This is a genomic window from Acidobacteriota bacterium (assembly GCA_016703965.1).
Lineage (GTDB): Bacteria > Acidobacteriota > Blastocatellia > Pyrinomonadales > Pyrinomonadaceae > OLB17.
Map to the genome: position 1 here is coordinate 923,613 of JADJBB010000021.1, position 12,519 is coordinate 936,131.

General features: G+C 51.1%; 11 protein-coding genes. 3 read left to right on the plus strand and 8 right to left on the minus strand.

Annotation, left to right across the window (positions count from 1 at the left end):
* Window positions 1-21: 21 nt before the first annotated feature.
* From fabG to trmB, 3 genes are read left to right on the plus strand one after another with little or no spacing between them, the layout of a single operon-like run.
* Window positions 22-777, plus strand: a complete 756-nt coding sequence (fabG, locus tag IPG22_11655) for a 3-oxoacyl-[acyl-carrier-protein] reductase (GenBank protein ID MBK6588940.1) — start codon at window positions 22-24, stop codon at window positions 775-777.
* Window positions 778-1,512, plus strand: coding sequence for a rhomboid family intramembrane serine protease (locus IPG22_11660; protein MBK6588941.1), 735 nt, complete (start codon window positions 778-780; stop codon window positions 1,510-1,512).
* Between the two features lie 3 nt (window positions 1,513-1,515).
* Complete coding sequence (gene trmB / locus IPG22_11665; GenBank protein ID MBK6588942.1) at window positions 1,516-2,136, plus strand: tRNA (guanosine(46)-N7)-methyltransferase TrmB; 621 nt, start codon at window positions 1,516-1,518, stop codon at window positions 2,134-2,136.
* A gap of 3 nt (window positions 2,137-2,139) precedes the next feature.
* On the opposite strand, the gene IPG22_11670 is transcribed toward trmB, so the two are convergent.
* The 8 genes from IPG22_11670 to wecB form a co-directional block, all read right to left on the minus strand.
* Window positions 2,140-3,264 (minus strand): energy transducer TonB, encoded by a 1,125-nt coding sequence (locus tag IPG22_11670; protein ID MBK6588943.1) that lies wholly within the window; start codon window positions 3,262-3,264, stop codon window positions 2,140-2,142.
* A 94-nt stretch (window positions 3,265-3,358) separates the two neighbouring features.
* Window positions 3,359-4,510, minus strand: a complete 1,152-nt coding sequence (locus IPG22_11675; GenBank protein MBK6588944.1) for a hypothetical protein — start codon at window positions 4,508-4,510, stop codon at window positions 3,359-3,361.
* A 108-nt stretch (window positions 4,511-4,618) separates the two neighbouring features.
* Window positions 4,619-5,110 (minus strand): peptide deformylase, encoded by a 492-nt coding sequence (gene def / locus IPG22_11680; GenBank protein ID MBK6588945.1) that lies wholly within the window; start codon window positions 5,108-5,110, stop codon window positions 4,619-4,621.
* A 403-nt stretch (window positions 5,111-5,513) separates the two neighbouring features.
* Window positions 5,514-7,061: a glycosyltransferase family 39 protein gene (locus IPG22_11685; GenBank protein MBK6588946.1), complete on the minus strand. Its 1,548-nt coding sequence runs from the start codon at window positions 7,059-7,061 to the stop codon at window positions 5,514-5,516.
* A 16-nt stretch (window positions 7,062-7,077) separates the two neighbouring features.
* Window positions 7,078-8,049: a polysaccharide deacetylase family protein gene (locus IPG22_11690; protein MBK6588947.1), complete on the minus strand. Its 972-nt coding sequence runs from the start codon at window positions 8,047-8,049 to the stop codon at window positions 7,078-7,080.
* Window position 8,050: 1 nt separating this feature from the next.
* Window positions 8,051-9,496, minus strand: a complete 1,446-nt coding sequence (locus IPG22_11695) for an NAD(P)/FAD-dependent oxidoreductase (protein MBK6588948.1) — start codon at window positions 9,494-9,496, stop codon at window positions 8,051-8,053.
* A gap of 78 nt (window positions 9,497-9,574) precedes the next feature.
* Window positions 9,575-11,281 (minus strand): DUF3473 domain-containing protein, encoded by a 1,707-nt coding sequence (locus tag IPG22_11700; GenBank protein MBK6588949.1) that lies wholly within the window; start codon window positions 11,279-11,281, stop codon window positions 9,575-9,577.
* A gap of 10 nt (window positions 11,282-11,291) precedes the next feature.
* Complete coding sequence (gene wecB / locus IPG22_11705) at window positions 11,292-12,440, minus strand: UDP-N-acetylglucosamine 2-epimerase (non-hydrolyzing) (protein MBK6588950.1); 1,149 nt, start codon at window positions 12,438-12,440, stop codon at window positions 11,292-11,294.
* Window positions 12,441-12,519: the final 79 nt, after the last annotated feature.

A 12,519-nucleotide genomic window follows, 5' to 3' on the forward strand; every position in this document is an offset into this window, starting at 1 on the left:
TTTACAGGAGAATCTACGATCTTGAGCGAAAAACAATTTGAAGGAAGATCCGTCATCGTCACCGGCGGAACACGCGGGATCGGTAAGGCGATCGTGCTCGAACTCGCAAAACGCGGAGCGAATGTTGCGTTTAACTATTCCAAGAGTTCTGAAGAAGCCGAAAAGCTGAAGGCTGAGGTTGAGGCTCTGGGCGTAAAGGTTTACGTTGCTCAGTGCGATGTTGCCAGTACCGCCGCCGCGGCGGAATTTGTCGGTCAGGTTAAGGACGCATTTGGAACCATTGACTGCTTAGTTAACAATGCCGGAATAACCCGCGATCAACTGATCCTTCGAATGAAGGAAGAAGATTGGGATTCAGTTATTGATACGAATTTGAAAGGTGCTTGGAATTTTTCGAAAGCTGCCGTTCGTCCGATGATGCGTAATGAGAATGGCGGTTCGATCCTGAATATTTCTTCGATCTCTGGTGTTGTCGGAATGCTCGGCCAGTCAAATTATTCGGCGTCCAAGGCAGGGATGATCGGGCTGACAAAATCTCTCGCGAAAGAAGTTGCAAGCCGGAAGATCACCGTCAACGCTCTCGCACTCGGCCTCATAGAAACCGATATGGCGAGCGAGATGAACGAAGAATATCGCGAAAAGATCCTCGCCTCGATCCCGCTTGGCCGACTTGGTAATGTTCAGGAAGTCGCCGAGATCGTATGCTTCTTGCTTTCACCTTCTGCTGCGTACGTTACCGGACACGTCATGCAGGCCGACGGCGGCGTGGCAATGTAAATGTCACTGCAATATCAAACAGAAGAAGACGAACTACGCGCCGCAGAACCTGCACAGCAGGCGATGCGGCAGCCCTTACCTGTCTACACGATCGTTTTGATCGCTGCGATCGGGGCAGTTTTCGTCGTGCAAATGATCGCCGGACTTTCCCAATCGATCGAAGCTGCCGCCTTTGATAAACCGGCATTCCTGCGGGCGCACGAATATTGGCGAATACTTACGGGTGCGGCACTTCACGGCGGGCTGCTTCACGTGCTAATGAACTGCTACGCCTTTTACAGCTTTGGAAAGGTCTTTGAGCTGCTGACTAACCGCGCGCATCTCGCGATCGTTTTCCTTCTATCGGCAATCGGTGGCGGGGTTTTGAGTTTGATCTTCGTTCCGGACGGTATTTCGGTCGGAGCATCGGGCGGCATCGTCGGGCTTATCGGCTATCTCGCCGTTTACGCGTTTCGCCGCAGGCATTTCATTTCGGCGGAATTTCGGAAGAGCCTATTGATGAATATCGGCTTTATTCTGATCTTCGGCCTTGTTCTATTTCAGCAGATCGACAATTTCGGACACATCGGCGGGCTAATAGTTGGTGCCGTTTATGCGTTTTTGCAGATCCCCGCGGACGACCATACGGATCCAAGGGAAGCCGGAAACCTTACTCAGATCGCCGGCCTAGCAGCTCTTGGGATCTATGTCGCTACCTGTGTTTTCAGTATTTTGCTAATTCTTCGAATCGTTTGATCTATGGCCCGCGTTCGCGTTCATCAGCACGTCAATCCACTTTCACCTTATTACCGGCAAGAACCGACGCCGTTCGATGTTTCAACTTTTGCTGATCCCACGCTGCCGCTTCACCTGGATATCGGGTGTGCTCGCGGGCGTTTCATTTTGCGTATGGCGGCTGAGCGGCCGGAGTGGAATTATCTGGGCGTTGAGATCCGTGAGCCCTTAGTTCATGAGGCAAACTCGCTCGCGGACGAGGCCGGACTGAAAAACCTTAAATATCAATTCGCCAATGCCATGCTTTTTCTCGGAAATCTGCTCGCCGAAATTCCCGCCGGCCGGTTGCAGATGGTAACGATCCAGTTTCCAGATCCGTGGTTCAAGAACCGCCACGCGAAGCGTCGAATGGTAAATACGGAGCTTGTCGACGCCGTTATCAAAAGACTCGCGGCCGGCGGAAAGATATTCGTTCAAACCGATATCGAGTTTTTGGCCGACGAAATGTTCGAGCTTTTTCGGGCGGACTCAAACCTCATCGAAACTCCCATCGATCACAACCCGTTTCCCGTTCGAACTGAGCGCGAAAAAGCGGTAGAGGACAAGGAGCTGCCGGTTTACCGCACATTATTCACGAAAAAGTGATCTTTAATCCTTGTAATTAAAATAGATCTTTCCTTTCAATTTCTGACGTTTTCCATTGTATTCGAACGGGCGGAATTTCGAGGCCATGGCGGCTTCTTCAACCTGCTTAGTATATTTCGAAGGCGTTATTACTTTCGCCTCAGCGACGGTTCCGTCTTCGTTCACGAGCAACTCGACCTCGATCGACCTCACAATATATTGGCCCGGCGGAGTCAGCATCCTTTGGATCTCGGCCGTTGTTTTGTAGGATCTGTCGAGATCGGTCAGGTCTGTGTGAATAAATCCAGTCGCGTCGACTTTCGCGATCCCGCGGGACCGTGCGGTAAGGTCGCGATATTTGGGCGTTTGTTCGGCAGTGCCGGAGATCGCCTCGATCCTTGCTTTGGTTGACCGCATCTCAACATCCTGACTCGTGATCGAATAGATCTCAAAGAGGCCACGCAAACCACCAATAAGCTGCGAACTCTTATCACCGTATTTAGCTTCGCCGGCCTTAATAGAACGCTCGTATAATGGCAGAGCCTTCTCGAAATTTACAAATTTCATGTAGAAATCGCCGAAGTTATTCAATGTAAGCAATTGCAGGGCGATGTCTGGTGGAGCTAAGCCGTCCGAGGCGGCAAGAGCTTCAGAATAGAGTTTTTCAGCTTCGTCGATCTGAGCGCGGGATTCGCCGATCGAATCGCTTAGGATGAAGTTGTAAACGGTCCACGCGAGCTCATTCTTGACCGAGATGGCCGGAGGTGAGTTTTCTGACTTGCTGCTCTTATGAATGTCGAGAGCCTCGCGATAAAACTGCTTTGCCCTTTGGGCAGATGCTTTCGATTCGGAAATTGCACCAAATCTATTTCGGGGTTCAAACTTGGCTATATTTGCTCTTATCGCTTTGGCCTTCTCCTTATTGAGTTGGGCGAGATTTGTCAGAGCGAAAGCATGCCCGATCGACTTTTTCGACGCTTTTTTCTCGATCGCAACAACCTTTTCGGCGAGAGGGATGGCGTCGTCAAATTTGCCTTGATGGTAAAGCGCTGCGATGTTTTGATTCAGGGTTCGAATCTCCGAATCCTGAGCAAATACGAAGGTCGTTAGCAAAAGCAAAGCGATGTGAAAGGCTAGAAAAAATCTCATAACTCGATATCGGGTATCGTAATCGCACTTAAGCAAAAAAGAAAGGCCGGAAACTATTTCCCGGCCTTAATAACAGTGAGTTAGGTGTCCAGATTTACCAGGTTATCTCTATCTCATAATTATCCGCTCCGCCATTTGCGTCAAAGATCTGTATGACGGCGGCGAAACCGTTGTTCCACGACGGCTGTTCTAATACTTTGACCGTTCCGCGTCCGCGGACCTTGCGGACGTTTACAGAGCCGGGACGGTTGGCTAGATAGCCGTTGATCGTGAAATCCGCTCCCGAAAGTCCGGTGCCGGAAATGTCATCCGCCATAACGCTGGTTCCTGCGACGCTGATGTTGACGGTTTGGTCAACGCGGCCACGCCAAATTACGCTGCCCGGACGGTATGGTTCCTCGACGTTACCGCCGGTTCCCGTCCATGAGACATCGATCTTGTAATCGCCTGCACCGCCTTTCGTGTCAGAGATCTGGATGATCGCCGTGAAGTTATTCGAGCGATTTGGCTGCTGAATTACCGTGACATTGCCGCGGCCGCTTGATTTTTGTACCGTGATCGTCGAATTTCGTCGCGGAAGCGACCCACCCATATTCTGATAGGTTGTTTGAAGTCCGTTTCCAGAAACGTTCTCAGCATAAATAGCATTTCCGCGGATCACAATGTTTGCCCTGTCATCGACGCGGCCGCTCCAAGTAGCGGTTCCGTTCTCGAGGCCCGGTTGCGGATAAACCGGAGGATAGATCGGCGGAACCGGATAAGTTGGATTTGGAGGATAGACCGTTCCAGGCCTTTCAGGAGCAGGATATTTACGCGGTTTGAAATCATACCCGTCGTTATATCCATCTCTAAAATATCTCTCAAAGTTTCGGTCGTATTGGCCAGAATAGTTCTTGTAGTTTCGTCTGACATTAGCACGAGCATCGCTGCCGCCAAGCCAGTAACCGCGATCGTAAGCGATCACCTCGCCGCTTGCGTTCGAACCGCCGCCGTAGCCGATGCTGTTATAGCCGGCATTGTAGCCGTCGCGGTAATTATCTTCGTATTTACGTTCGTACTTGTTTTTGTAGCGCCTATAGTCGTTCGACTGCCCGCTGCGGGCATCATTTGAGCCGTCCTGATAGCCTTCGTTGTAATAGCTGCATTTGATCTGCGATAGGGTATTTGGGTCACACTGGGCCGATGCGGAGACCGCACCGAATGCAGTGACGAACAGAAACGCGAAAATTAGAAAATATTTTTTCATGGCCGGGTCCTCCTGACCCATTATTGAACTATTTAGAAATGTGCGAACGATCTGTCGCGCCCATTGAGATGTCCTTTTGCGACCTTTCGATGTACTCGAAATAAACCCTCAATCCCAGCGTTTTTCCTTTTTGAATCTTTTGACGACCATATCTCGCCGGAGCTTCGGCAGATGGTCGATGAAGAGCTTGCCATCGCAATGGTCTGTCTCGTGAAGGAACGCCCGTGCGGCGTAACCCTCGGCATCGCGTTCGAACCACTCGCCTTTTTCATCCTGAGCCCGCAGTCTTGCTTTCATTGGCCGAACGACGACCGCCGGCACTTTGCCGACCGAAAGACAGCCTTCCTGGCTCGATTGCTCGCCTTCGGTGTGGATTATCTCAGGGTTGGCGGCGATGAGTTTAATGTCTTCGCAATCCATGACGAAGAGCCGCAAATTAAGCCCGATCTGCGGAGCCGCGAGCCCGACGCCTTCGGCATCGTACATCGTGTCGAACATGTCCGCGCACAGATCTGCAAGATCCTGGTCAAAAACCGTCACCGATTTGCCAACCTCAGCGAGCACCTTTTCCGGATATTCCGTGATCTTTCTAACGGCCATTGCCAAAAATAATGTTATCTACTGCAGTCTATTACAATCAAAGGAATCGCCCCGCGATCACCTCGGAATCACGCCGGATCGCGAAACGCGGCGAAAGTCGCGTTTTGCGTTAAAACCCTTTTCTTTTCGCTCCAGACACTGCCAGCAAACTACACTTTCGACGTTCGTCGGTGATAGGAACGTATTGAAGTGAACCACTTCACGATCGCACTCCGCGCATCTAACCGTTGGCTTATCCATTGTTTTGGGATCAGTCGTAGTAAACATTGATTTTTTACTTCTTTGATCGGCTATCTTTTACGATCAAATTTCTCTCGTAGCTCATTGTAGTCTGCCTCGACAGAATTTCCAATGGTGCCGAGCCTCGAGAATACCGCCCGATGCCAAATATCACACGCGTATCCTACCGGACGTTCGTGGCCACATCCTTCTTTCGCAGCAATGTAACTTTCTGATCGTAAAATTCCATTTCTTCTACGCGGTCATAATTATTCCGCATAAATTCTTCGAATGGCTCACAAACGCCTGGCCATTTGCATTCGTCACTGACGATCAGCCATATCTCGGCGGCATCCGGTGGGATCTTCGAGATAGTGTAGTCAGTTCTCTTTTTTGTTCGATCGGGTGACGTCGTGCCGAAACTGAACTCAAAAAATCGCTCGTCCGGATAGATCCGGTTGACGCCTTTGTAATGGTACGGCAAGGCGATCGCATCATAAGTGTTAAAAATTATGATCGGTTGATTCGGACGTTCGGTTTGTTCCAGGTATTTGCCCACACGTATCCAATCCCCTTTCTTTGTAAGGTTGGGATAAAGATTAACTACCGCATAACAGAACGATACGATAACAATAATGGCAAAGGCCGGTACTCCTAGACGATCCGATATCGACCGCTCATTAATGCGTTCCGGAAAGATGTCGTTGAGCAGCGACGCTCCAAATATTATCAGCGGTGCAAAAAGGACGGTTGCATGTCTGAATTCGACAAGCCATCGTCCGAGGAGGAAATACGCGACCAGCAGGAAGACAAGGGTAGTGCCGGCGATCGCAGCCAGGCCCACAGTTTGAGACGACAATCGCCTCCAGCGAGCAAGGGTAAATCCGGCAGTGATCAACAACAAGAGCCGTATCAGCCATAGCCGGATCATCGACACCGTCGATGCTTCCCCGGCCGGGAATAACTCGGTCGGAAGTAAGAAGCTTAGGACATATTCCCAGAGCAGTTTTAGCCCCACGATAAGAGATCGAGGATCCCTATAGGAGCTGCTTCGGTCCTGGAATTCCGATCTGACCGCGAGCAGCATTGGCAGAAATGCGAGTCCGGCGACTGCCATTAGGGCGATGTAGGAGAATGCACTCCGCCATCGACGCATTAGCACAAGCGGAACGAGAAAGCCGACCAGAAGAAAGCCGAGGTAATAGTTCGTGTACAGGCTGATGATAGCCAAAACGAGGAATTGTGCTTTCGAGGGCCACCTTGGCTCGCTATTTTCCCAAAATGCGTCCAGAAATGAGAGTATGAGTGCAACCGAGAGAAGTATCACGAGAGAGTAAACGCGTATCTCGAGACTTGCCCATATTAGAGCTGGATGAAGAGCGAAGAAAGCCGTCGCCAGAAGGGCTCTTTTTGCAGGCAGAATGCGAACGCTAAGCCGCGAAAATAGCCAGATGGCAGCAACACTACAGACGATCGAGAAGAGCCGGGCAAAGAATATCGACTCGTTCAATTGCCGCCACAAACTTATTATCCAGAAGTAGAGAGGGGCTTGCTTTTGTTCGGTAGCGGCGGTCTGAAAGGCGAGCCAAAATCCATCGCGCGTAGCGTAAAGCGTTGAAGCCTCGTCGTTCCAAATTCCCAGTAGATATGCAAGCGGGATCGCGATAGCAAGGTGTATCGCGATCAGTACAGCAATATTGAGGGGAACATTTTTTGATGGCGAGGGTGACATCAGTTCTGCGAGGTGCCTATGCCCTTTCCAGGGCCAGGTCTTGCGAAGTGCGGCGTAAGGCGAGTGATGCTGTCTCAGCATGCTGCCGCATTGTCACGACCTCGTAGTGCTTACACAGGAGACCAGTAATGTGGTCAAGAAACTCAACCTTCTTTGCGGATGGCACTGCCATGCCGGGGAAGAATTTTAACTCCTCGATCTCGTCACCACTCAAAAAATCCAGTGGATGCAGCAAGAGCGACGGCTGAGTTCCCGTCATTCTGCACGCGAGCATCGCCGCTTTCCAATATGCGTTGGCCAAAAGCGAAGAAAAGCTTTTCAGATACATCAAGTAGCTAACGTGGACGGGCACTTTTACGATCGGAAATGTTGTAACAGGGATCTCGACGATCTTTCTAGAACCAGCTTCGACCAGATGTGGGGTCAATGGGCGAAAGCCATCCGAAAATTTCCCGAACAGTTTCTTCAGTTTTTCTTTCTCCTCGGGTGACATTGCCGGAGATTTTAGAAAGAAGAACGCCCTCGCAAGCGGTGCGATATATGTCGGCAGAGTCGAACCGTCGTATTCATATCCACGTTCGCCAAGCACGTCTAAAACGGTCGGTGAAAGGCTGAATCCGGGGCCGCGAAATCCGACCGGACGAACGCCGGTAACATTTTCCAGAGCATTCTCCGTTTTTTCGAATTCCTCGACCAGTTCTTCACGGGAATACAGGTGCAGCCAAGGTTCGTGATTAAAACTATGGTTCGCGATCTCGTGCCCGGCATCAGCGATCGAGCGGATGGCGGCATGATTTTTTTCAAGCGCGGCATCCTGCCCGACAATGAAAAAGGTGATCGTGAGATCTCTCTCCTTAAGAAACGAGAGAATTCGCGGCACGGCAAGGTCCAGGTATGACGGAAACTTTTGCCAGCCCGCATCACCGTGGGTTTTCATGTACGACCACTGATTGTCGAGGTCGAGCGAGATGCTCGCGATCGGTTTCATATTAATTCTTGAATTCGCTCTCGAAAAACTTCTCTGCAAGCTGAACGGTCTCATTGATATTCAGCGTTCCGTTGACGATGTGCGACGAATTGACGATGTAAACGCCATCGACCGATGACTTCATATCAGCAAGGCCTTCGTGATAGCGAACGACAGGAACCGGGAACACCTGACGCACCTTCGAGACCTTGAATGCCACAACATCTTTTCGGCGGAAGTGCGGGTACATTCTCTCGAGGCCGGTCAGGAAGTAGTGTTCGATCTCCTCATCCGTTTTGTCGAAAAGCGGGTCGTCCGGGGTAATATAGCGCGGCAGATATACAAGGGCGTTGCCGTCGAATTCGCGTTTATCGACGATAGCGGACATTTCGATGATGCCGGTGAACGGCGTATCGTCGGTAATATTTGTTACGTAGTAGTTCGAAAGCGAGCATCGCATCATCAGCGATGCACAAACGATGCCTTGATACTTGATGCTCTTGAGCTGATTGCGTTCGACGTTATCGAGCTGCGGCAGCATCTTTTCAGCTACGTTTGACGGGGCCGTGACAATTACTTTGTCAAAAATGGTCGATGCGGAAGGGAATTCAACGACCGACGAAGGCATTTGCGGTTCCGAAATGAACGCTCCTGAAAAGCCCGGAGCAACCGTCGCGGCAGCCTGAAAAGCAGCGTATTTGGTTTTTTGAACTTTCGGCTTGATGTCTTTGTGCCGACGAGCGGCCGCCGTTGTAACGCGGATCTTACCGCCTTCGAGTCTTTCGATCGACTCGACCCTGGAATTTAACCGGATCTCAACACCTCGCTTCAGGAGAGTATCACTGAATTTTTCCAGGACGCGGCCATAGCCGCCGCGAACGTAGCCGAACATTTCGCGCTTCATTCCCGAGCGCCTAGCCGAGTACATTCGCTGGATCGTGGCCCAGATGAATGATGCGGCGGTTTCTTTATAGGCTTCGCCAAGTTTCGCTTTCAGAAGCGGTTTCCACATCTTCTCAAAGGTTTTCTGCCCCGACATTTTGGTCAGCCATTTTTCGACCGTGATCTTTTCGAGCTTTTTCCAGTCTTTTATTTTTGATGCGAAAAAGATCGTCGCTCCGAGACGGAGTTTGCTGATCATGTCCAAGGCCGGAAAGGTCAGGAATTCTTTCGTATCCGACATCGAAAGCAATTCGCCGTCGGTATAAAAACCGGTTTTGGTCTCGACCCATTTGAATTCGTCGCCGAGGCCGATCTCTTCGATGATGTTGCGGGTGTAACGATCCGACGCGAGGACGACGTGATAATGGCGGTCCCAGATAATGTCGTTGATCTCCCAAACGGAGGCGAGGCCGCCGATCTCTGCGGCTGATTCGAAAAGCGTGACCTTGTTTCCCGCATCAGCGAGGCGCTTCGCGAGCGTCAAACCTAGAAACCCGGACCCCACAATGGCTATATTTTCTTTCATAGGAATAGTGCGGCGACCATGAGAGCAGTTATGCCTTCTCAGGCTCGATGTCCAAAATTCAGGAGGATCTTTCCTGAATTATTTGGTCACATCTTTTGAGACTGCGGTCAGCCTTGCTGGTGTTAAAGAAGTTTGAATTGGGGTGGATTTCCCGAAGAAACGCAACTTTGCAAGCCGGGACATCAGTTTGACGGTACCGCCGATGGTTTTCAGCGTTTTCATCTTGGACGCGCCAAAGAGTCTGACGGCCAAAACGGTGGGATATTCGACGATCGTACCGCCCTTGAGGTCGAGCAGTCCGAGCATTTCGGGAACTCCGTGGAAGCCGGTTTCCTGAGGCTCAATATCAAGCATCGCACTGCGGCGAAGCACGCGGAAGCATGCAGTGTACGATGCGATCTTTGTTCTAAGGATGCGGCGATACAGAACTGATGCGCCTTTTGAGAGCAGCAAACGCCAACCGGGAACATTTTGAACCGCGCCATCCTTATGATACGGCGAAGCCTGGACCAGATCGACCCCTTCGGTCAGCATCGGGATCATGTTGACGAGTTCGTGCGGGTCAAATGTGCAGTCGCAATCGATCGAACAGACGATCTCGGTTCTCGCCGCTCGAATGCCGGTCATTATGCCGCCCGCGACACCTTTGTTGACCTCATGTTTTACTACCTGAACATCGTCGCGTCCGGCAAATAGCGTGTTGATCACCTCGATGGTGTTGTCAGTGCTTCTGTCGTCAACAAACAAGAGCTGCGATGCGTAGCCGATGCCGTTCAGTTCGGTCTCGACCGAGGCAAGCGTTTTTGCTAGGTACGGCAGTGATTCCTGTTCGTTGTAGCAAGGGATGATGATCGTCACCGGGGTCATCGCGGCCTTGTTGACCGGTTTGACGTTAATTGCTTCTGCCGCCGCCGATGCGGAGACCGTGCTCTCAACCAACTGCGGCTTGAGGCCCAAGTGATCAGGGATACCCGTGCATTTATATAGAGCGAGGTTTTCGTGCAGGATCCATTCCATCTTATCGAGTTTTCGATAATGTCGAATGCGGTTCATGCTTGACGCGGCTGAAATGCGGGGCTGTTCCGGGTCGAGTTCCCAGACATGAAAGTAGAAGACAAACGGATCGTTATCGTGCTGTTTGTGCCACCGCTTGATCGCGCGACGCATGAGCGTGTAGGGCAATTGGCGGAAATAATTACCGCCCGAGATCGGCAGCAATCCGACACCAAGATCGGTCGTTGTGTATGGAAATTCCCAGATCTTCTGCTCACCAACTTCGATCTCGTGTGCAACTCGTTTTTCGACCGGATTGTTTGAAGTTGGCAAAAAGGACGCATCGTAAGCAAATCCCTCTTCGGAGAGAGTCTTCAGGATCCATTCGCTTTGATCAAATTCGAGCTTTTCAGCAGCACGATATCCAACCACCTTTTGACCGCAGGCGTTTTCGATGGCTTCGTTCGAACGCCGAAGATCTTCGCGAAATTCGTCCGGCGTCAGATTTTTTGCACTGCGGTGATAAAATCCGCGGCTCCCAACCTCGTGCCCGCGTGATACGATCTCGCGCACCAGATCGGGATTGAGATCGGCGATCCAGCCAAGGACAAAAAATGTTGCCTTTGTATCGTAACGATCAAGCAGGTCGAGTGTTTTAAGAGTATTTTGCTCGTAGCGCGGTTCGAAATTCTCCCAGTTTCGCTGCTGGATGAGCGTCTCGAACGCACCTACGTGAAAATAATCCTCGACCAGGATCGTTAACAAGTTCTTTTTGTTAGGATCTGAACTCATAGAGAGAGAGCTAGAAAAGATTCGCCTGTTGGGCTTTCGAACTGATCGCCTTTGACGCCAGTTTTTCCTCGATGATCTTGACGATCCGCGACGCAGCTTTGCCGTCACCGAATGGATTTGCAACCTCTTTTACCGATTTGGTCCACGTCTCAACGGCGTAGTTTTCTTCGAGAAGCTGCTTCAATGCTCCGGGACTGCTGCCGACCAGTTTTGCGACTCCGGACCGTATCGCCTCGGGGCGTTCGGTGTTTTCACGGATCACAAGAAGTGGTTTGCCCAAACTCGGAGCTTCCTCCTGAACGCCGCCTGAATCTGAAACGATCAGCCAGGTCGACTTCATAATAGCTAAAAAGTCCGAATAGTCGAGGGGTTCCAAAAGGTGGATGCGGTCGTGGCCGCCGAGAAACTCTTTGGCGACCGATTTCACATTTGGATTGGGGTGAACGGGGAAGAACAGGCAAACGTCGGGTCGTTTGGCGACGAAGTTAGCGAGTACCTTTAGGTTGGCAGACATTGCCGAGCCAAAACTCTCACGGCGATGAGTAGTGAGCAGGATCCTTTTCTGGCCTTCGGTCTTTTTTATGAGCTCAGCGATCGCAGGGTCAGGCGTAAGATTTTTGAGCATGTACTTGAGCGAATCGACCACCGGGTTTCCGGTTACAAAAACTTTTTCGCTCGGTACATTCTCAGCCAGCAAATTACGGCGATTCTTCTCAGTCGCAGCAAAATGGAATGATGCGATCTGCGAAACCACGCGGCGGTTCATTTCCTCGGGAAACGGGCTCATCAGATTGCCCGATCGCAATCCTGCCTCAACGTGTCCGACCGGGATCTTGCGGTTAAATCCCGCAAGAGCACCGGCCAAGGCAGTTGTGGTATCTCCCTGAACGAGGATAAGATCGGGTTCTTCCAGATCGAGTATTTTATCTAGCTTGGCCATCACGCGGGAACACACTTCGTTGAGGGATTGGTTACGCCGCATGATGCCGAGATCAAAATCTACGTCTACCTTTAACGTTTCGAGAAACGGCTTAAGGATCTGTTTATGCTGGCTTGATGAGACCACGATCGTCTGGAAAAACCGCTTGCGCAGTTCATGCACGACCGGAGCGAGTTTGATCGCCTCGGGCCGCGTTCCAAATAGCACGAGTACCTTCATGCGCCAATCAACCACACCGCGCAGTTTTTTATCTGGGCCTGGAGCCACGTTGTCGAACATAGACATTTTTTAGCCGTAA